21 protein-coding genes are annotated in these 20,778 nt (G+C 40.0%); 9 read left to right on the top strand and 12 right to left on the bottom strand.

The annotated features are described in order from the left end of the window. The first annotated feature begins 17 nt into the window (after nucleotides 1-17). From rapZ to mgtE, 3 genes are all read left to right on the top strand, one after another. Nucleotides 18-860, top strand: a complete 843-nt coding sequence (rapZ, locus tag QMA12_RS13655) for an RNase adapter RapZ (RefSeq protein ID WP_087533132.1) — start codon at nucleotides 18-20, stop codon at nucleotides 858-860. Nucleotides 861-880: 20 nt separating this feature from the next. Further along, nucleotides 881-1,153, top strand: coding sequence for an HPr family phosphocarrier protein (locus tag QMA12_RS13650; protein WP_087533133.1), 273 nt, complete (start codon nucleotides 881-883; stop codon nucleotides 1,151-1,153). Between the two features lie 105 nt (nucleotides 1,154-1,258). Continuing rightward, a complete protein-coding gene (gene mgtE, locus QMA12_RS13645) occupies nucleotides 1,259-2,617 on the top strand; it encodes a magnesium transporter (RefSeq protein WP_087533134.1) in 1,359 nt (452 codons plus the stop codon). 549 nt (nucleotides 2,618-3,166) lie between these two features. On the opposite strand, the gene QMA12_RS13640 is transcribed toward mgtE, so the two are convergent. Both QMA12_RS13640 and QMA12_RS13635 read right to left on the bottom strand, forming a co-directional pair. Continuing rightward, on the bottom strand, nucleotides 3,167-3,325 hold the full coding sequence (locus tag QMA12_RS13640) for a YqaE/Pmp3 family membrane protein (protein ID WP_087533135.1): 159 nt from the start codon (nucleotides 3,323-3,325) through the stop codon (nucleotides 3,167-3,169). 73 nt (nucleotides 3,326-3,398) lie between these two features. Further along, entirely contained in the window at nucleotides 3,399-3,968 is a 570-nt protein-coding gene (locus tag QMA12_RS13635; protein WP_290209447.1) for a BON domain-containing protein, read from the bottom strand. Nucleotides 3,969-4,296: 328 nt separating this feature from the next. Here QMA12_RS13635 and QMA12_RS13630 point away from each other — a divergent pair, with 328 nt between their 5' ends. After that, nucleotides 4,297-4,953 (top strand): LiaF domain-containing protein, encoded by a 657-nt coding sequence (locus QMA12_RS13630; protein ID WP_290209446.1) that lies wholly within the window; start codon nucleotides 4,297-4,299, stop codon nucleotides 4,951-4,953. A 151-nt stretch (nucleotides 4,954-5,104) separates the two neighbouring features. On the opposite strand, the gene QMA12_RS13625 is transcribed toward QMA12_RS13630, so the two are convergent. Both QMA12_RS13625 and pmbA read right to left on the bottom strand, forming a co-directional pair. Then, the gene (locus tag QMA12_RS13625; RefSeq protein ID WP_290209445.1) at nucleotides 5,105-5,521 is read right to left on the bottom strand and encodes a VOC family protein; all 417 of its coding nucleotides are present in this window, start codon (nucleotides 5,519-5,521) and stop codon (nucleotides 5,105-5,107) included. 140 nt (nucleotides 5,522-5,661) lie between these two features. Then, nucleotides 5,662-7,011: a metalloprotease PmbA gene (pmbA, locus tag QMA12_RS13620; protein WP_290209444.1), complete on the bottom strand. Its 1,350-nt coding sequence runs from the start codon at nucleotides 7,009-7,011 to the stop codon at nucleotides 5,662-5,664. A gap of 136 nt (nucleotides 7,012-7,147) precedes the next feature. Here pmbA and yjgA point away from each other — a divergent pair, with 136 nt between their 5' ends. Continuing rightward, the gene (gene yjgA / locus QMA12_RS13615; protein WP_290209443.1) at nucleotides 7,148-7,672 is read left to right on the top strand and encodes a ribosome biogenesis factor YjgA; all 525 of its coding nucleotides are present in this window, start codon (nucleotides 7,148-7,150) and stop codon (nucleotides 7,670-7,672) included. 48 nt (nucleotides 7,673-7,720) lie between these two features. On the opposite strand, the gene QMA12_RS13610 is transcribed toward yjgA, so the two are convergent. The 4 genes from QMA12_RS13610 to prlC all read right to left on the bottom strand — a co-directional run bounded on the left by QMA12_RS13610 (nucleotide 7,721) and on the right by prlC (nucleotide 13,948). After that, on the bottom strand, nucleotides 7,721-9,646 hold the full coding sequence (locus QMA12_RS13610; protein WP_290209442.1) for a methyl-accepting chemotaxis protein: 1,926 nt from the start codon (nucleotides 9,644-9,646) through the stop codon (nucleotides 7,721-7,723). A gap of 120 nt (nucleotides 9,647-9,766) precedes the next feature. After that, nucleotides 9,767-10,522, bottom strand: a complete 756-nt coding sequence (locus QMA12_RS13605; RefSeq protein ID WP_290209441.1) for a class I SAM-dependent methyltransferase — start codon at nucleotides 10,520-10,522, stop codon at nucleotides 9,767-9,769. Nucleotides 10,523-10,579: 57 nt separating this feature from the next. After that, entirely contained in the window at nucleotides 10,580-11,761 is a 1,182-nt protein-coding gene (locus QMA12_RS13600) for a response regulator (RefSeq protein ID WP_290209440.1), read from the bottom strand. Between the two features lie 135 nt (nucleotides 11,762-11,896). Further along, the gene (gene prlC / locus QMA12_RS13595; protein ID WP_290209439.1) at nucleotides 11,897-13,948 is read right to left on the bottom strand and encodes an oligopeptidase A; all 2,052 of its coding nucleotides are present in this window, start codon (nucleotides 13,946-13,948) and stop codon (nucleotides 11,897-11,899) included. Nucleotides 13,949-14,079: 131 nt separating this feature from the next. Here prlC and gorA point away from each other — a divergent pair, with 131 nt between their 5' ends. Next, nucleotides 14,080-15,441: a glutathione-disulfide reductase gene (gorA, locus tag QMA12_RS13590; protein ID WP_290209437.1), complete on the top strand. Its 1,362-nt coding sequence runs from the start codon at nucleotides 14,080-14,082 to the stop codon at nucleotides 15,439-15,441. A gap of 281 nt (nucleotides 15,442-15,722) precedes the next feature. Then, nucleotides 15,723-16,526 (top strand): inositol-1-monophosphatase, encoded by an 804-nt coding sequence (gene suhB / locus QMA12_RS13585; RefSeq protein WP_290209436.1) that lies wholly within the window; start codon nucleotides 15,723-15,725, stop codon nucleotides 16,524-16,526. A 234-nt stretch (nucleotides 16,527-16,760) separates the two neighbouring features. On the opposite strand, the gene trpS is transcribed toward suhB, so the two are convergent. The 3 genes from trpS to rpe are packed head-to-tail and all read right to left on the bottom strand — an operon-like array spanning nucleotide 16,761 to nucleotide 19,164. Beyond that, nucleotides 16,761-17,765, bottom strand: a complete 1,005-nt coding sequence (trpS, locus tag QMA12_RS13580; protein ID WP_290209435.1) for a tryptophan--tRNA ligase — start codon at nucleotides 17,763-17,765, stop codon at nucleotides 16,761-16,763. A 50-nt stretch (nucleotides 17,766-17,815) separates the two neighbouring features. Continuing rightward, complete coding sequence (locus tag QMA12_RS13575; protein ID WP_290209434.1) at nucleotides 17,816-18,481, bottom strand: phosphoglycolate phosphatase; 666 nt, start codon at nucleotides 18,479-18,481, stop codon at nucleotides 17,816-17,818. Beyond that, nucleotides 18,481-19,164: a ribulose-phosphate 3-epimerase gene (gene rpe / locus QMA12_RS13570; RefSeq protein ID WP_087533148.1), complete on the bottom strand. Its 684-nt coding sequence runs from the start codon at nucleotides 19,162-19,164 to the stop codon at nucleotides 18,481-18,483. Before rpe ends, QMA12_RS13575 begins: the two co-directional genes overlap by 1 nt. A 308-nt stretch (nucleotides 19,165-19,472) precedes the next feature. Here rpe and QMA12_RS13565 point away from each other — a divergent pair, with 308 nt between their 5' ends. Beyond that, on the top strand, nucleotides 19,473-19,763 hold the full coding sequence (locus QMA12_RS13565) for a hypothetical protein (RefSeq protein ID WP_087533149.1): 291 nt from the start codon (nucleotides 19,473-19,475) through the stop codon (nucleotides 19,761-19,763). A gap of 4 nt (nucleotides 19,764-19,767) precedes the next feature. Then, a complete protein-coding gene (locus QMA12_RS13560; RefSeq protein WP_087533150.1) occupies nucleotides 19,768-19,953 on the top strand; it encodes a DUF2970 domain-containing protein in 186 nt (61 codons plus the stop codon). On the opposite strand, the gene QMA12_RS13555 is transcribed toward QMA12_RS13560, so the two are convergent. Then, nucleotides 19,916-20,767 (bottom strand): Dam family site-specific DNA-(adenine-N6)-methyltransferase, encoded by an 852-nt coding sequence (locus tag QMA12_RS13555; protein WP_290209432.1) that lies wholly within the window; start codon nucleotides 20,765-20,767, stop codon nucleotides 19,916-19,918. The genes QMA12_RS13560 and QMA12_RS13555 overlap by 38 nt on opposite strands. Nucleotides 20,768-20,778: the final 11 nt, after the last annotated feature.

The raw sequence follows: 20,778 nt of genomic DNA, 5'->3' as shown, positions 1-20,778 counted from the left end.
AGTGAAGGAGTCATTACATGGAGTTAATTATCATCAGTGGGCGCTCGGGTTCTGGTAAATCTGTTGCCCTTCGCGTATTAGAAGATCTCGGTTATTATTGTGTTGATAATATTCCTGTGAACTTGCTGCCTTCACTCGTACGAAGCGTTTCTGATAACTATGATAAAACAGCAGTTAGTATTGATGTGCGCAATCTGCCAAAAGAACAAGAAGAGTTTAATGACATTCTTGAGTATTTACCTGGCTTTGCAAACCCAACTTTATTTTATTTAGACAGTGACGACCAAACGCTGATCAAACGCTTTTCTGAAACTCGCCGTTTGCACCCTTTATCGTTAGATTCTCTGCCCCTTGATTTGGCTATCAAACAAGAAAAAGTATTGCTTGATGTATTGATCACTCGTGCTGATTTTATTCTTGATACAACAGAGTTGAGCGTTCACCAATTAGCAGAATCAATTCGTGAGAAGATTTTAGGTAAAAAAGATAAAAAGTTAATTATCACTTTTGAATCTTTTGGTTTTAAGCACGGTATCCCTAAAGAAGCTGATTATGTATTTGATGCCCGATTTTTACCAAATCCACACTGGGAGCCAGAGCTAAAGCCACTTACAGGCCTAGATCAACCAGTCAAAGATTATTTAGCTAGCCATAGCATTGTGCAAAAATTTACATGGCAAATTCAAACTTTTGTACAAACCTGGCTACCTCATTTAGAGCGTAATAACCGCAGCTATCTAACTATTGCCATTGGTTGTACCGGCGGGCAACACCGCTCTGTCTACTTAGCGCAAACTATAGGTGAAAGTTTTGCAATGAGTCATAGCAATGTAAAAATTCGTCATCGTGAACAAGAATAATATCTGCTATAGGCTTTGATATGCATTTAGAAGACACTTTTTTAATCAAAAATAAATTAGGATTACATGCACGAGCTGCCAGCGTTTTAGCTCAGCTCGCGCTGAAGTTTGACGCGACTATTACCTTATATCAAGACGATAAACAAGCTGCTGGCGACAGCGTTTTAGCTTTAATGCTACTTGAAAGCAGCCAAGGTAAAGAAGTTAAAGTAGTCTGTGAAGGGCCAGATGCCGAGCCGGCATTAGCGGCAATAGGTGAGCTAATCGAGCAACGCTTTCACGAACATGAATAGCGCACTTTATTTAAAATTGCGTTAAACTAAATAACGATAGGAAAGCAAAAAACGCTAGCTTACTATCACCCTACCCAACCGAAAATTTGTTACCTAAGGACGCCAATGCCAGAAGCTTTTGAACAAGATTACCCACTACAGCAATTAAAACAAGTGACCAAGTCACTCAATAGTGGTCAATTTGTTCAAGTTAGGCGAATGTTGGCAAAAACAGCTCCTTGTGACACAGCACTATTACTCGAATCTTCCCCGCACAAGATCCGTAAACTACTCTGGCAATTAGTTGATCCTGATGTACAAGGTGATGTCTTAGAGGAGCTTTCTGAAGACGTACGATTAGGTATCATCGCGCAAATGGAGCCGAAGCATATAGCTGCGGCGACAGAAGACATGAGTCATGATGACTTAGGAGAGGTTTTAAGAAGCCTACCTGATACCGTCTACCAAGACGTAGTTGGGGCCATGGATAGCCAAGATAGAGAGCGTGCAACACAAGCACTTTCATATCAAGAACGCTCTGCTGGCGCTCTTATGAACACTGATACGGTGACTATTCGTCCTGACGTTACAATTGATGTGGTGCTTCGATATTTACGCCTACGCGGAGAGTTACCGGAAGGTACCGATGACTTATACGTTGTAGATAAACACAATTGTTTTCTCGGTGCTATGTCACTCACAACGCTTTTGACTAACCCGCCAGATAAAATCATTCGCGACTTAATGGATGAAGACTGCGAATCAATTTCAATCGCCATGGATGAAAGCGAAGTTGCCCAACTATTCGAGCGACACAATTGGATATCGGCACCCGTCGTTGATGATAATGACCATTTGCTTGGCCGTATCACGATCGATGACATTGTTGATGTAATCCGTGAAGACGCTGAACACAGCTTGTTAAGCTTAGCAGGTCTTGATGATGAGGAAGATACTTTCGCTCCCATATTAAAAAGTTCGAAGAAACGTTCTGTGTGGTTAGGTGTAAACTTATTAACAGCTCTTCTGGCCGCTATAGTAGCGAGTTTTTTCGAAAATACCTTGGCTATATTACCGATCCTTGCGGTACTAAACGGCATAGTGCCTTCAATGGGTGGCGTAGCAGGTAGCCAAACTTTAACTTTAGTGATCCGCGGTATTGCTGTAGGCCACATCAATCAAACAAACCAACGCTTTTTAATGTTAAAAGAGCTCGCAATTGGTGCAATTAATGGCATGGTATGGTCTATTTTAATCGCCGGTGTTGTAGCTATTTGGCAATGGGATTTTAAACTGGGTGGCGTTTTAGCGTTTGCTATGTTTATGAATTTGGTTGCTGCAGGTATTGCGGGTGCTAGTATTCCATTACTACTCAAAAAGATGAAAATTGATCCTGCGCTCGCGGGAAGTGTTGTATTAACAACAATCACAGATATTGTTGGCATATTCGCCTTTTTAGGTACTGCGACTTGGTTACTTATCTAGGCTCTTCGAAATTTAATAGAATCGTTTTTAGACGTGTTCATAAGTGCATGCTCTCAATTAGATAAGCATGCACTTATGATTTAATGGATACCATCCTAGCAATCTCCCTGTTTATTCTAAAACTACGACAACAATTTACTAAGTAATTTGTTCCTCCTTGCCACTTATCCATCGTGATACCTTCAATCCTTGTCACTTATCCATCGTGGTACATTCAATCCTTGTCACATCCACCGTGATACATTCAATCCTTGTCACCTATCCATTATGATACGTTCAATCCTTGTCACCTATCCATAATGATACATTCAATCCTTGTCACCTATCCATTATGATACGTTCAATCCTTGTCACCTATCCATAATGATACGTTCAATCCTTGTCACTTATCCATAGTGATACGTTCAATCCTTTGATCATGAATCCATAAATTGCTTCCACTGCTTAGCTGTCCATAACGCCATTGCACATTCAGCTTTTCTTTGCTGAGAGTCCTTTTGTACATGTTTCATAACTCCTCCTTGTAAGACTTGTATTGCAAAGACTTAGTTAACGTCTGGCGATTATATAAATCGCATGAATTAAACCTGGAATATACCCTAGTAATGTTAACAAAATATTAATCCAAAACTGTGCCCCTAGACCAACTTGTAAAAAAACACCAAGTGGTGGGATCAACACTGATAGTATAATTCGTATTAAATCCATTGTGATCGCTCCTTGCCAATTTGCTAAAATGCATAAGAAAGCCCAGCCTAGCTGGGCATTTCATAATAAGTGATTATTCAGCAACAACAGTTAATTCATCAACTACATCGCGAACATCTTCAGCATTTTTAGCAATTTTCATCGCTAGCTGTTTTTCAGCTTCTGACTCAACAGTACCTTTAAGTGTAACTACACCCTTATCAGTATCTACGTCGATATCTGTACCGCCAACTTCTGAGTTAAATAAGAAGCGTGTCGTGATCACCGTACTAATTTTTGCGTCTGTTAAATCGCTTTCAGTGTCATCAACATCAGATTTCATGCGTTTGTGGTCGGTATCAACATTTTTAACGACAGTCAGTTCGTTATCAACATCATTAACACCATCAAGGCTTAATACAAGCTCTTCAGCAAGCTCTTTGTCTAAGTCGCTTTCCACTTTACCTGTTAGCACAACCTTGCCATTTTTTACGTCAGTGTTAATGTCAAAGTTGTTAAGATTAGTGTTCATTAAAAGAACTGTTTCTGCCTTACCATCAATCCAAGCATCTTTACTTTCATTTTCCCAGCTGCTTGCTTGTGCACCCATAGCTGTTGTACCAAGAACTAAAGCCGCAATCATAGATTTGTTAAATGTTTTCATAATCTTTCTCCTTTTGATTAAAGACACTTAAGTTAATGCGAACATCAAGCCAACTTTTAAATAATTACAAATCAATCACTTAGAATGGCCTGGTATTTTATAGCTATATTCACCTGGTAATAATTTACAAACAATTCGGTAATTTGTTCTGCCTGTGTCAGATTTACCATTTAGTCGTTGTTTTTATTAATCTGTCGTTAATATTACTACTTAAAAATTGAGTGTGAAAAATAAGCAACTGAATTTTAAGAAGTTAATTATTGGCCTGAGCTTTGCTTTAGTTATCGTAGTTAAAAAATAATACAGCCATTACATAGGGATACCCGTCATGACAGTTAAAATAGAAGATCGCCCAATCGAACAAGTACGCGAACAAGTTATTGATCAATTAATCTATAACTACAGTCATGGGGTAATATCTGCAGAAGCATTCGAACGTCGCTTAGACCAAGCTATGGCCGCAACAGACAACTTAGTGTTAATGGAGCTAGTAAGTGATTTAGATTTAAAAGCTGATACTAGTTACCAAAATGAAAAACGTGCGCAGTTTAGCCCTTATTACAGTAATCAAAGCCAAGACGAAGCATTACACTTAAGAAGTATACTAGGCTCCAATGAGCGTAGTGGTCAGTGGGTCGTACCCAAAGAAATTCATATAACGAATCTATTGGGTTCAATAGAGTTGGATTTCACCGATGCAATTTTTCAGCACCAGCATATCACTTTGCATGTTAACTGTTTATTAGGTAGCGATGAGATATACGTACCAGAACATGTGAATGTAGTGTCTAAAATATTTAGTGTTGTTGGCAGTGTTGAAAACAAATCTGTATCACTGAACAAACTACATGGCCCGACTATTACTATAGAAGGCAAAGTGATACTCGGCTCAGTAGAGATAAAAGTAAAACGTACCATTAAAGAAAAGTTTGTCTCCTTTGCCAATAATTTGAAAGCCAGCTGGAAAGATATGAATAAATCTTAAAGCTCCCTCCTACATATAAATAACCGTAGGAACAGGCTTCAGCCGTGATGATATTTAGATTTGCGATATATGAAACCCATCGGCGCTAAAGCGCTCTCCTACGTATAAATAACCGTAGGAACAGCTTTAGTCGTGATTAATTGGATTTATATCATAAGTCATTATTACGCTCTTTAGGTATGTCACTGAGGTATTCAACAAACTCAACTTCAAAACCGGCAGGGTCAATAAAATACACATTTTTACGAAAAGGGTTTTCTGCGCCTGCTTTATCAATACTGTAGCCCGCAAGCTCTAAACGATTAATAACCGCTGCGATGTCATTTGTAACATATGCAAAGTGTGCCAAGCCGACCTGATGACCTGTTAAATCTCGGTTTTTTTGCTCTCCATTATCACTTAATGCTAAGTAGTGATAATCGTCGCCAAAATGCAGCCATTGTCGTGGTTTCCCATGCCAAGCACCTTTACCCTGACTTCTGATATACCAATGTGGAAATGCTGCTTTATAAAAGTGCAGCATTGCGTCAACGTCATCTACAACTAAATTCACGTGCTCTAAATACATAATAAAATTCCTTTATTTAAGTAGTTAAAGCTAGCTTAAAACCTAAAGTTAAGTTGAGGTAAAGTGTTTTTATAAATGAAAGGTATTAGGCTCTAGGACCCTAGAACCTAGTCATGTAGTTTATAGCCTTTAACTACCGGCTAGCTTCCCGCTACTTGCATTTCTTCAATCAGCACTGAGCCTGTTTGAATTCCGCCACGGCGCTCTATATCGCCACCTAAACCAACAATGGCTTTAAACATATCTTGCAGCTTGCCAGCTATAGTAATTTCACTTACAGGGTATTGAATTTCACCATTTTCAACCCAAAAACCAGCTGCACCGCGAGAGTAATCACCAGTTACAGTATTTACGCCTTGCCCCATCAGTTCGGTCACTAATAAACCTGTGCCCATGGTTTTTAGTAACTGTGCTAAATCTTGGTGAGTTTGCTCCACAAGCCAATTATGAATACCACCAGCATGACCTGTCGGTGTCATATTCATTTTTCGAGCTGCGTAGCTGGCTAATAGATAAGTTTGTAATTCACCGCCTTGAATAATTTCACGGTCAATGGTTTTCACCCCTTCACTATCAAAAGGTGTCGATGCGAGCCCTTTTAAAAGGTGAGGACGCTCAGAGATATTAACAATATCACTAAATACTTGCGTACCTAGGCTGTCCATTAAAAAGCTCGATTTACGATATAAAGCACCGCCACCAATTGCAGATACTAAATGGCCAAATAATGAATTAGCAATATCAGCACGAAAGATAACTGGCACTTTCATCGTGCCCAGCTTTTGGCTATTTAATTTAGCTAACGTTTCAGTTGCAGCCTCAAGTCCAACTGCTGCGGCATCTTTCAAACCACTTTGTTCGCGAGACACGGTATACGCTGAATCACGCTGCATTTGCTCGCCATCTTTACCAATAACCATAGTACTGATGCTATGTCGCGTGCGCGGGTAACCAGCAATTAAACCGTGGCTGTTACCATATACGCGCAGGCCTTGGTGAGATGAAAAACTCGCCCCGTCTGAATTAACAATTCGCTCATCGGCATTAAGCGCAGCTTGCTCTGCACTATGACAAAGCTCAATACCCTGCTCAGGACTCACATCCCAAGGGTGATATAAATCGAGATCGAGCGGTGCAAACTCTAATAGTTCCTTATCTGCCACCCCGTTGTGCGGATCATCTGACGTAAACTTGGCAATATCGATGGCTTTTTCAACTACAGTGCGCAAAGTTTTCGGATTTAGGTCTGCTGTAGAGGCTGAGCCTTTATGATTGCCGACATAAACACTGATGCCTAAACCGCCATCTTGATTAAATTCAATGGTTTCAACTTCGCCCATACGAGTGCTAACAGATAAACCTGAGGTGCTCGACATGGCCGCTTCAACACCTGTTGCACCCAGTTTTTTTGCGTGTTCTAACACTTCTGCTACGGCGTCTTTTACTTGAGAAATTTGTGTATAAATAGGATCTTGCTGTTGGCTTTTCATGTTCATAGGTCCTGCGCGGCTATCACTTTTAATATAGTTTAAATGCTAACACACCCCGTGCATTGCATCAGCTAATATTAATCATTAAAAGAATCAAGTATAATGATTCCAGTTAACGATCTTATATGAGCACCCCATGGCGAAGAAAAAAGGCAACCCTGCTGAAATTGAAGAAGAAATTATTTACGTATCGAAAAGTGAGCTTAAGCGTGATGCGCAAGAGTTTCATCAGTTAGGTTCTGATATTGCTAAAATGGGCAAAAAGCAACGTGAGCGCTTACCTCTAAATGATGATCTAAAAGAAGCAATGGTTGTTGCTGATAAGATAAGCAATAAAAGTGACGCTTACCGTCGTCACCTAAATTACATCGCTAAAACGCTACGTACCGTTGAAAATATCGATGAGATCAAAGCTATCATCGATATTATGCTCAATAAAAATAATCAAGCCGAAGTAATGATCAAAAAAGTTGAGCAGTTACGCAGCGACCTGATTGAGCAGGGTGATGATCTAATCAATGAAACGATTGAGCAATACCCAGCACTTGAGCGCCAAAAAATGCGTCAACTAGTAAGAAACGCGGCAAAAGAAGTAAAAGCTGAAAAGCCAGCTCGAAGCTATAAAGAGCTATTTCAGTACTTAAAAGACACCATGATGTAATTTCTGTTAGCAGGTTTAAGTTATTAAACTTTAACCTGCTTACAAATTTTATAACCCTAAGCTACCACGAATGGTTTGCATCTGCTGCTGTAAGCGTTGATGTATATCTTCTACCAAATGACTTGATTCACTGACTTGCCCTTTCATGTTCTGCATCGACTCACTAAAATTTTCTAGTAATGCATTTTGCTGTTTAGCTAACTCCATTGCTTCAAACGCCACTTTATTTGCATCTTGAGCATTACTGGCAACTCCTTCAGAGTTACGCTTAAGATCATGTGCATTATCCGTTTGTAACTGAGCATCATCAGCAAGTGCTGAAATTTGTGTCGAAACCATAGTCGAGTTTTCGCTTAACAAATTAAGCTGATCGTTTATATCACTCAACGAGCCCTGTGTTTGGCGAGCAAGCTTACGTACTTCGTCTGCCACTACCGCAAAACCTCGGCCATGTTCACCAGCACGAGCTGATTCAATCGCCGCATTTAATGCTAATAAGTTGGTTTGCTCAGCAATGGTGCGAATTACCTCAATAACCTGCCCTACATCTTGTACGCCACTAAGCAGCTCTTGTAAGCTTTTAAGGCCACCATCAACACGCTGTTGAGTATGTGAGCTGGCACTGAGCATGTTTTCTGCAAAGCCTAAACTCTGCTCCATAGCCGCATATGTTTGCTTTGCATTATCCGCTACTTGGCTATTAATATTATTTACCTGATCGCCTATATGCTGAATATCACTCAATAAAGCTTGGTTTTGCTCAACTTGCTGGTGACTATCATTGGTTTGCTGACTAATAGTATGTAAATGCTCACTCATCTCCTGCATAAAGTCATTTATTACCTTAAGCATTTGCGCGCGTTCATCTGCCTCGCCACGTTGTCGCTCAATTAACAGGTTAAAATAAGCGGCAATTTCCCCCACTTCTGTTTTAGGGTTATTACTTTCAATATTTTTAAGTTCATTACTTTCAATTAAAAAAGCAAAGCCATCACGCAGCTGCCTTAAAGGAGTGAGCACCTGATTTCGTTGAACTATATAAACACCAATAGCCAAAATAACTAACATACTAATCGCTATTGCAAACACAACCAGTACTTGCTCTTTTAACGTCGCTTGCTCAGCGCTTAGTTGCTGCTCTGCATTGATCACGGTATCCGACAACAAGGTAATTTGTTTGCGTAAATCTTCTATCCCTATTTGGCGTTGTTGGGCTTGCTCAATAGTGCTTGCTAAGTCTCTCGGGTAACGATTAGGCCAACTACTTAATTCAGCTTTAATTTCATCGGCTAAATCTTCTGCTTGCGCACCAAAAAAGAGGGCATCTTCATCGACTTCGCTCATCACGCCGAGATTATCTAAAGCATCAATCTGTTTCGCTAAACGATTTAGGTTAGCCACACTTTGCATTAAACTGTCTTGAGTGTCTTGATCAAAGCCAATAATGAGTTGATAAGTAAATAATGACAGCGAAGTCACTTCACTATAATAGTCGCTCGCTAAAACATAATATTGCTGCTCAAACCGGCCCTGTAGCTGCGCTTTATTAGCATAATTAATCAAGGAAGAAGCTGAGCCTGCCATTTGTCGTAATGCATTATCAAGCAATGCAGTTTCATTACCTGAGAGCTTTCCTAACGCTCGGTATTTACCATTGATATCGGTGTCTAACTGGGTAAGTAAGGCATCAAGTTGTTGCTTTAAATTGCTGGGTAAGACATTAAGATCCGTTCGCTTTACTTCACTAATAAGTTCAGATGCTTGACCTAAGTACAGGCTATCTCCCTTTGCTAAGTAATCTTCTAACAGACCTTCAAGGTCAACCAAAATCTTATTTTTTAATTGGTTATAGGATTGGTCTTGTTGTTCAAGTTTGACTAAGGTTTGGCTGGCCCAAAACAGGGTAGCACCTAAGAGTATACTGGCTAAAGCAAGTAAAATTGCCAATAACCGGGTAAATGATGACACGCGCATAAAAGAACTCCCTCGTTTAACTGCGCGCGTAGAATATTAACTATTTATGACGGTTTAATGAAAACCAACACAAAGTTACTACATTTTGGTCATATAGCATTTATTTTAATGACTAAAAGATTAGATCATGGCCGCTTTAACATACACATCAAAACGGTTTTTCTTTGTTTTTATTTGCATGCTAGGCGTTTTATCATTTAAAAAAGGAGCGTAATCAGGGCGCTTAACCACAACTCGTTTGCTGGCAAGTGGGTAGGCAAACTCAAGTAAATCATCAGCGTCGGTATCAGCGCCGACTAACTCTTGGAATACGCGCATTTCTTTTTTAACTAACGCTGACTTTTCACGATGGGGAAACATAGGATCAAGATAAACAACATCAGGCATACTTTCGCATTGAGCAAGTAATGTATGGCTTGAGCCAAATACTAGGCTCATGTTTTCACTCATCCAGTTACCAATTTCAATATCATTATAAGCACGCTGTAAACCATCATATAAAAGGGCTGCTACAACTGGGTGACGCTCATGTAAAATAACTTTACAGCCAAGAGAAGCTAATACAAAACCATCTCGACCAAGCCCTGCAGTTGCATCTAACACCACCGGTGTTGCGCCTTTATTTAAACCTACCGCCTTTGCTATTGACTGGCCTTTACCGCCACCAAATTTGCGTCTATGCGCCGCAGCCCCAGTAATAAAGTCAACACTAATAGCCCCCAGTTTTGGCTCATCAGTTTTGCGTAAGCGAAGCCCTTGATCATCATAATGCAAAGAAAAACCCTGCTGCTGTGCAGCCCACTGCTCTAAGCCAAATCGCTGCTCTACTTCAGTAAGATAAGAACGCATTTCTTTAAAAGGACACTGTATAACCAAAACTAACTCCGACCAAAAATAGCCTGCAGAGTATATCAAGTGCTGCCCGCTATAGCACTAAAATAGCTCAATATCAGTTTGTGATGTTACCTCTTGTGTGTGCTCTGGGTTTGCAATTTTACTTAAACTGACCACCAGCTCATTTCGTGATTCAATAATATGATTAAGCTGATACTTTATAAATGCTAACTCCTCATTAAGTGATGAAAACTCAGATTGTGTTTGTTCTAACTGCTCTAAATGAAAAACCAACTCCTGATTATATTTAAGCTCAGGCTTTTGCTCGATGGTTTTACGAATTTCAGCTAATTGAACCGCCAGTTTGGTCACGGCTAATTCTCTAGCATCACTGTTATCGTACATTTTTGTTGAGAGTTCAGCAAACGCATTACCGACACTATGTGCTTGAGATAGGGCCCTTTCGTTAACTTCCATATCTTGAACTTTAGCATTCGTAACTTCTAAAATATGGGGGAATAAGTCTTTATAGCGACCATACAATGCAGCATCATCTAGCGGCATATTTTTTATTAAAATCGACACCTTAGGGTAGTTAATTATAGTGCGACTACTAAAGTCGACAAAGCGATTGGCATTACGGTGCTTTTCTAATAGCTCTTGTTCAAGAGGGCACACTGCGCCTTCGTCACTACAAAATATACCAACCTCCTGATGCCAATAAGCAATGACTACCTCTAAATTAAAAGGCCTGAAAAATTCAAAAAAGTACGTTGATAGAGATTTCACATCATGAGCATGATAACTCTGCCCAACATAACGCATTATTCGCCCCATATCACCCGAATCAGTCATTGCTAATTCCGCGGTTATTTGCGCGTGCTCTACATCACTTTTAAGCTTAATTGAGTGCTGTCGATACTGATATAAAACACGGATCCGTGCCATTAACTCTTCGCCGTTAAATGGCTTAACGATATAATCAGCTGCCCCTGAGTTATAGCCTTTAACTCGCTCTGGTAACTCACTTTTGCCAGATAAAAACATAACGGCCGTTTCTTTTGTTTGCTCAAGTGATTTAAGCTCTCGGCATACCTCGTAACCTGACTTACCCGGCATTTCAACATCAAGTAAAATAATATCGGGGTTATATTTTATCGCTTTCCTGAGCCCTTCTTCACCACTTTTAGCATGTATGAGTTTACAAAACCCTGCTAGTGACTCTTCTATAATATGGTGAACATATTTATCATCGTCAATTGCCAGTACTAGCTTAGTCATGCTTATTCCCTTTTTATTTATTACTTAAAAAAGCATAGTACGGAGCACTGATTTTGCGAAGAATTATTAGCTTAATAATAAAAAAGCGCCAAAAGGCGCTTTTTACTCAAATTAAATACCAGTATTAAACTTATGTTATGCGGCAATGCCGCTATGGCGCAGTAATGCGTCGACACTTGGCTCACGACCACGGAAGTTTTTAAACAATGCCATTGGCTCCTCGCTGCCACCTTTTTCTAAAATGTGCTGCATAAAGGCTTGGCCCGTTTCAGGATTAAAAATCCCTTCTTCTTCAAAGCGTGAGTATGCATCTGCCGACAGCACTTCAGCCCATTTATATGAGTAGTAGCCAGCACTATAACCCCCAGCAAAAATATGACTAAAGCCATGTTGGAAACGGTTAAATTCTGGCGGTTTAACAACTGATGTGTGGCTACGCACTTCATCTAAACGCGCTTGAATTTGGCATTCTTCACCCGCTTGATAATCATTATGAATTCTAAAGTCGAATAATGAGAATTCAATTTGACGTAGCATCTGCATACCTGAGTTATAGTTTTTAGCCGCTAGCAGCTTATCAAGCAACTCTTTAGGTAGTGGCTCCCCGGTTTCGTAATGGCCTGAAATAAAGTTAAGTGCCTCTTCTTCATAACACCAATTTTCTAAGAATTGACTTGGTAGTTCTACTGCATCCCAGGCAACGCCGTTAATACCTGCAACTGGTGCGGCTTCAACTTGAGTGAGCATATGGTGGATACCGTGACCAAACTCATGAAATAAAGTAGTTACTTCGTTATGAGTAAACAAGGCTGGTTTATCGCCTACTGCTTTATTAAAGTTACACACTAAATAAGCAACTGGCGTTTGCAACTGGCCACTGGCACGCACTTTTCGGCCCATGCAGTCATCCATCCAAGCACCACCACGTTTGTGATCACGTGCGTATAAATCTAAATAAAAGCGCCCTCGTAAAGTATTACTGTTATCGTAAATCTCAAAAAAGCGTACATCTTTATGGTAGCTGTCAAAGTCGTTAACTTCTTTTACGGTAATTCCAAATAAACGATTTACTGTTTCAAATAGGCCACTGAGCACTTTATTGGCAGGAAAGTAAGGACGCAGAACTTCATCTGAAATAGCGTACTTTTCTTGCTTTAACTTTTCGCCATAATAGCCATAGTCCCACGCAGCTAACTCATCAATACCGTGTTTTTCTTTAGCATAAGCTTGAAGCTCTGCTAACTCTTGCTCAGCTTGAGGTTTAGATTTAGCAGCTAAATCTTCTAAAAATGAGAACACTTGTTCTGGTGTTTCAGCCATTTTGGTTGCAAGTGACTTTTCAGCGTAGCTTTCAAAACCCAGCAATTGAGCAAGTTCATGGCGCAGCGCAAGTTCTTCATTCATAATCGTTGAATTATCAAATTCACCCGCATTTGGGCCTTGGTCTGACGCACGAGTAACAAATGCCGTATAGGTTTCTTCACGTAGATCGCGGTTATCAGCGTAAGTCATTACCGGTAAATACGACGGAAAATCTAACGTGAATAACCAGCCTTCTAGCTCTTTACTTTTTGCGGTATCGGCAGCCAGTGCCAAAGCTGATTCTGGTAAACCTGCAAGTGCACTTTCATCAGTAATATGTTTTTGCCATGCAAGAGTGGCATCCATCACATTGTTACCAAATTTAGCAGCAAGCTCAGACAATCGAGCACTTATCTCGCCGTAACGTTTTTGTTGTTCGGGTGCTAATGCTATACCTGAAAGCTCAAAATCACGTAATGCATTGGTAATTGATTTTTGCTGTGCGGTACTCAAGGTTTTAAATTCATCGCTGTTGTACAGTGCATTATAAGCGTCGTATAACCCTTGATGCTGGCCAACAAACGTTGAGTACTCTGAAATAAGCGGTAAACATTGTTCATATTCTTTACGTAGTTCATCTGAGTTGACTACAGAGTTCATATGCGAAACAGGAGAAAACATGCGTGAGAGTTTATCGTCAACTTCTTCAAGCGGTAACACCAAGTCTTGCCAAGTAAATGACTTTTTAGCCAAAACCTCATCAATTTTTGCTCGGCATTCATCAATACCCGCTTTAAGTGCTGGCACAACATGCTCGGGCTTAATTTTTGAAAATGGTGGCAAGCCCTCAAGGCCTACTAGTGGGTTATTTTGTAAATCGCTCATGTTCGCTCTCAAATCGTTTCGAAGATGATTTTTAAATTGGGGCGCAGAGCTTGAAATACAAGGGGCTTTTCACGGGTCAACCTTGTGTTATCATCAAACTATTACGTTTTATATAAAATTGAGGACTAAAAATGGCTCAGCATTTTGATTACATTGCAATTGGCGGCGGTAGCGGCGGTATCGGCTCAGCTAACCGTGCAGCAATGCGTGGTGCTAAAGTAGCACTTATTGAAGCACAACACATGGGCGGCACCTGTGTGAATGTAGGTTGCGTGCCGAAAAAAGTAATGTGGCACGGTGCACAAATTGCCGAAGCAATTAATGCTTACGCACCAGATTATGGCTTCGATGTAGAACTAAAAAGCTTCAGCTGGGCTAAATTAGTCGAAAGTCGCGAAGCTTATATTGGTCGTATCCACCAAGGTTATGACAAATACCTAGCCAGTAATGGCGTGACTGTGATCAATGGATTTGCAAAGTTCGTCGATAATAAAACCGTTGAAGTAAATGGCGAATTATATACGGCTGATCATATTTTAGTTGCTGTAGGTGGTCGCCCAACTATTCCAAACATTCCAGGCGCTGAGCTCGGAATTGATTCAAATGGTTTCTTTGAATTAAGTGAACAACCAAAACGTGTGGCCGTAGTTGGCGCAGGCTATATTGCCGTTGAAATTGCAGGTGTATTACACAGCCTTGGCACTGAAACCCATTTATTCGTGCGTAAAAACAAACCTCTTCGCTCATTTGACCCATACATCATCGACACACTTGTTGATATTATGGCGAAGGAAGGTCCAACGCTACATACCGAATGCTCACCAAAAGAAGTAGTCAAACAAAGCGATGGCAGCTTAACCATTCACTTTGAAAACGGTTATAGTCAAAACGTTGATCAAGTAATTTGGGCAATTGGTCGTACACCGACAACAGACAAAATTAACCTTGAGGCTGCCGGCGTTGAAGTTAATGAAAGCGGCTATGTAAAAGTTGATGAATATCAAAACACCACAGCTGAAAACGTCTACGCTGTTGGTGATATTATCGAAAATGGTATTGAGTTGACCCCAGTTGCCGTTAAAGCCGGCCGTACTTTATCAGAACGTTTGTTTAATAAAGAACTGCCTGATGATTTAAAAATGGATTACAGCTTAGTGCCAACAGTGGTATTTAGCCACCCACCAATTGGTACGATAGGTTTAACAGAGCAAGAGGCTATTTCGCAATTCGGCAGCGAAAACGTAAAAGTGTATAAATCTAGCTTTGCTGCTATGTACACTGCCGTTACTCAGCACCGCCAAGCATGTAACATGATGCTGGTTTGCGCAGGCGATGATGAAAAAGTTGTTGGCCTACATGGTATCGGTTTTACTGTAGATGAAATGATCCAAGGCTTCGCTGTTGCCATGAAAATGGGTGCAACGAAAGCTGATTTTGATTCAGTGGTAGCTATTCACCCTACAGGCTCGGAAGAGTTTGTTACTATGAGATAAAAGGCTCAAGGCTCAAGGCTCAAGGCTCAAGGCTCAAGGCTCAAAAAAATAAAGCCTTGCTGTTAACACGGCAAGGTTTTTTATTAGCATGATTACAAAGTGTTATGAGTTACTAAACTCAATCAGAATAATAAAAAATAAATTTAAACCTCTTTTCAAACAAGGGCGTACAAAAAACACTCAAAACTATTTCGGGTTTATTGTTTACTTTGTGGTGAAAGTCGTTAAAATACGCCGGCTTAAAATATATAAACGTTCTTTTACAACCCAAAGGTAAAACCATGCATCCAATGTTAAACATTGCGGTTCGCGCTGCGCGTAACGCAGGCAAACTTTTACTTCGCGCAAGTGAAGATTTATCAAAAGTTGAAGTGCAACAAAAAGGCACTAACGATTTAGTAACGAATATTGATAAAGAAGCTGAAGCCGTAATCCGTGACACTATTTTACAGTCTTACCCTACTCACTCTATCGTGGGTGAAGAATTAGGTGAGCACAAAGGCAAGGATGCAGATTACCAATGGATTGTAGATCCTATTGATGGCACAACAAACTTCATCAAAGGTCTTCCTCATTTCGCGATTTCTATCGCATTAAAAGTTAAAGGTCGTTTAGACCAATCTGTTATTTATGATCCTATCCGTGGTGAGCTTTTCACAGCTTCACGTGGTCAAGGCGCGCAACTTAACAGCAAACGTCTTCGTGTTAGCAAAACAACTGTTCTTGCAGGTACTGTACTTGCTACTGGCTTTCCATATAAGAACAAGCACCATATGGATGCATACACTGAAGCATTCAAAGCATTGTTTGTGCATACTGCTGATATTCGTCGTGCAGGTTGCACAGCGTTAGATATGGCTTATGTTGCAGCTGGTCGTGTTGATGGTTTCTTTGAGATTGGCTTAAAACCTTGGCATAGTGCTGCTGGTGAGTTAATGGTAAAAGAAGCGGGCGGTATGATTGTAGATTTCGCTGGCGGCAATAACTACAACCAAAGCGGTAACCTTATTTGTGGTGCACCAAAGCTAACACAAGCAATTGTACGTGAGATGCGCCCTGTATTAACTGAGTCACTGCTTCGTTAATCATTACTGCGGGATAATTACTTCTTATTCCCAGTAGCTGCTTTCAATGCTCATTGCGTTGAAAGCAGCCAGTTATAACTACTATAAACTTAGCTAATAAACTCAATAAAGCATAATGGCAAGCTAAATAGCTGCGAGAGTCATACCAACGCGCAGCTAAAACACACCTTACAGATGCAAAAATACCGCTGAGGTAATAATCCAAGCAGCGGTATTTTTTTGTCTCAATAACGACTATGGACGCGGGATAAAACCGAGTGCGTCGTAAACTGACTTTAACGTTTTCTCAGCACGTATACTGGCTTTTTCGGCGCCAGTTTTCATGATGTTGTTAAGTAAAGTTTGGTCTTCACGAATTTCTTTAAAGCGCGCTTGAATTGGCTCAATCATACTGACTACCGCATCTGCAGTGTCTTTTTTCAAATGACCATACATTTTGTCTTCATACTCTGGCACAAGCTCTTCGATAGAGCGCTTAGTAGCAACAGACATAAGCGTTAATAAATTCGACACACCTGGTTTTTCAGTACGATCAAAATAAATACGCGCTTGCTCATCTGAATCTGTCACAGCTTTTTTCAGCTTTTTCTCAATCTTTTTCGGCTCATCTAGCATCATGATAAATCCATTTGGATTGTCATCTGATTTAGACATTTTCTTCAGCGGATCTTGCAAGCTCATTACGCGCGCGCCAAACTCTGGAATATAAGGTTCTGGAATTGTGAAAACCTCACCATATAAGTTATTAAAACGTGTGGCAATATCTCGAGTAAGCTCTAAATGTTGTTTTTGATCATCCCCAACAGGTACTTGATCTGCCTGATACAGTAAAATATCTGCAGCTTGCAGCACCGGGTAAGCAAACAAACCCACATTTACATTATTTGCATGCTTAGATGACTTGTCTTTAAACTGAGTCATACGATTAAGTTCACCCATTTGTGCATAACAATTAAGTACCCAACCTAACTGTGCATGCTCTGGCACTTGCGATTGCACAAATAAAGCCGCTTTATTAGGATCTATACCACATGCAACATATAAAGCGATGCCATCGAGCACTCGCGATCGTAACAATTCAGGGTCTTGCCGTACGGTAATAGCATGCAAATTAGCTAACATAAAGTGACTATCATACTCTTCCTGTAGTTTAACCCACTGGTTAATAGCACCAACATAGTTGCCTATTGTCATACCACCGGTTGGCTGCATGCCACTTAATACTACTGGTTTACTCATGATGTTCCTTTATATTACTAAAATAAAAAATACTAAAATTAAAAACGCTCTTACCTTTGGGTAAGTACGGGTATTATATCTAAGAATGTATCACAGAGGTACTGTGGATTGTAATCACTCAACTTTTCACCTTGGTTATAACCATAATTCACAGCAATTACATCTATGTTTGCAGCATGTGCAGCTAAGATGTCACTTTTTGAGTCACCAATCATTACAGCTTGGCTTGCTGGCACATTTAATTGCTTGCAAGCAAACAAAAGCGGTTCAGCCGATGGCTTTTTAGCCATATCATCCCCACATACGATCACGTCAAAATGCTCTGTCAACGCTAGTTTATCAAGTAGCTTTTCAGTAAAACGACGCGCTTTATTGGTAATGAGTGCTTTTGGGGTGCTACGAAGAGCAGCAAGACCTGTTTCAACATGCTGGTAAAGCACGCTGTACTCACCCACTTGTTGCTCGTAATGACCATAAAAAAGATTGATGGCTCGCTTGGCAAGCTGTTCATCTAGTTGCTCACTAATTTGCATGTCGCCACTTAAACCACGCTTAACTAGGGTTTCAATACCATTTCCGACCCAGGTTTCAACTAAACGCTGACTCACTATAGGAAAAGCCAACTCAGTTAAAGTCAAATTCATTGCAATATATAAATCATATACACTGTCGACTAAGGTGCCATCTAAATCAAAAAAAGCGGCCTCGTATTTCATTAATTTACACCTTCTAATTGTTCACGCATTTGCTCTATGACTTTTTTATAATCTGGTTGATTAAAAATAGCGGAGCCTGCAACAAACATATCAGCACCCGCCTGTGCTGCGGCTGCAATATTCTCAACTTTAATACCACCATCAACTTCCAAACGAATTGCACGGCCTGAATCATCGATAATCTTGCGCGCTTGCCGTAGTTTTTCTAACGTGTGAGGTATAAAGCTCTGGCCACCAAAGCCAGGGTTTACTGACATCAATAAAATCACGTCGAGTTTATCTATGACATGCTCTAAATAGCTTAAGCTCGTGGCGGGGTTAAACACTAGCCCCGCTTGGCAACCGTTATCTTTTATTAGCTGTAAAGTGCGATCTATATGCTCACTTGCTTCAGGATGAAAAGTAATAATAGACGCCCCTGCATCAGCAAATTGCGGAATTAAACTATCAACCGGCTTTACCATTAAATGCACATCAATAGGCGCTGTTACTCCATAATCACGTAATGCCTTACATACCATAGGACCTATCGTTAGGTTAGGTACATAATGATTATCCATTACATCAAAATGAACTACATCAGCGCCAGCCGTTAGCACTGCGTCTACATCTTCACCGAGGCGGGCAAAATCAGCAGACAAAATTGATGGTGCTATAAGATATTTTTGCATTGTTTCTAACATTGGCAATCCTTAATGTGTTTCAAAATGCGCATAAGTGCGCTTAATGTAACAAATAACCTTCGCCTGGGAAAATAAATATGATAACGGCTATATTACTGCGATAAACATGAATTTTATTGCAATTAAAGTACTTACTCTATTCAACTTAGCGCAACGATTATTTTTCAAGCAACCTGATTTATACATTATTTTTACCTTAACTTTATAATACTATTGATTTTTTGTAATTATTAAGGGTAAATTAAGTTTGTTATTTGAACACTTATTAGGTATGCTTAGTTTAGTAACACCATTATGGACTAAGTAAAATGCATGCTTTTAAAATTGGGATCTTAACTGCGACTGCTATAACTATCGGTACATTAAGCTATTTATCTAAAAGTGATGACACTTTTATCGCTACTAATGACTGTCAATGCAGCGGTGAACACTTAATAAATAACTCCGTACAATGCATGAATACAGAGCATGCATCAAGCTGGATGTCTTGGATCACAGGTGATAGCCGTAGTGCACAATTTCATTACTTAGATTTACTAGAGCTATTAACCCATTCTGACGAACCAAAAAAGGCACGTTCTTTAGGGCCGCGGTTTTAATTAAGTGAAACACTTATTCAGTGCCTTGCAAAGCGTTATTGCCGCTTTCTTTGGTGTGCAATCTGAAAATAAGCGCCAATCTGACTTTCAGCAACACTCCCCACGCTCTATTATTCTTATTGCAATTGGGCTATTTATTTTATTTATTATTGCTATTTACACCGTTGTGGCTTTGGTGCTAAATACATAGCCATTAATTCATTCACCTTATTGCGCGAGCCACCCTTTGGGCTTATGGTGCGCTTTACCTGAATCTCATCTAGTTTTGCTTGGCTGTATATTTTTCGCGTCCAAACCGTATCGTGATTGGATATGAGTACAGGTGTACTATTTTCAAATGCAGCTTGCTCAGCTAAGTTTGCTAAATTGGCTTGATCATCTAAGTTGAAGCCCCCCTTTGCGTAAGAGGTAAACGACGCTGTTTTACTCAATGGCACATAAGGAGGATCGCAGTAAATTACTGCGTTTTCAGGTACCAATTTAAAAACATCATCGTAACCTAAACAAGTAAATGTTGCTTGCTGAGCTTTTTGTGCAAAGAAATGCATTTCTTTTTCAGGGAAATAAGGACGCTTATACTTACCGAAAGGCACATTAAAAATCCCCTTCAAATTATAACGACATAAGCCATTATAGCCATGACGGTTCATGTATAAGAATAAAATCGCACGTTCATAAATATCGTTACTTTGATTAAACTGTACACGATAATCGTAATATGCGTCTGGGTGATTGTTTAAATCCACAAACAGCTTTTTTGCATCACTAATAAACTCATCAGGAGAGTTCTTAAGCTCGTTATACAGATTAATAAGATCTGCATTAATATCGTTTAAAATATAATGTTTAAAATTAGTGTTTAAAAATACTGATCCAGCGCCTACAAACGGTTCAACTAAGGTATCTGCATGCTTGCTCGCTACATTCAAGCGCACACTAATATCTTCAACTAAGCTGTATTTTCCGCCGGCCCATTTAAGGAAGGCTCTGGTCTTTGTTTGCATCGGCTCTTTAC

Source organism: Pseudoalteromonas sp. APC 3893, from assembly GCF_030408095.1.
Taxonomy (GTDB): domain Bacteria; phylum Pseudomonadota; class Gammaproteobacteria; order Enterobacterales; family Alteromonadaceae; genus Pseudoalteromonas.
The sequence above is the reverse complement of the archived record's forward strand: the minus strand, read 5'-3'. Positions and strand labels throughout refer to the sequence as shown.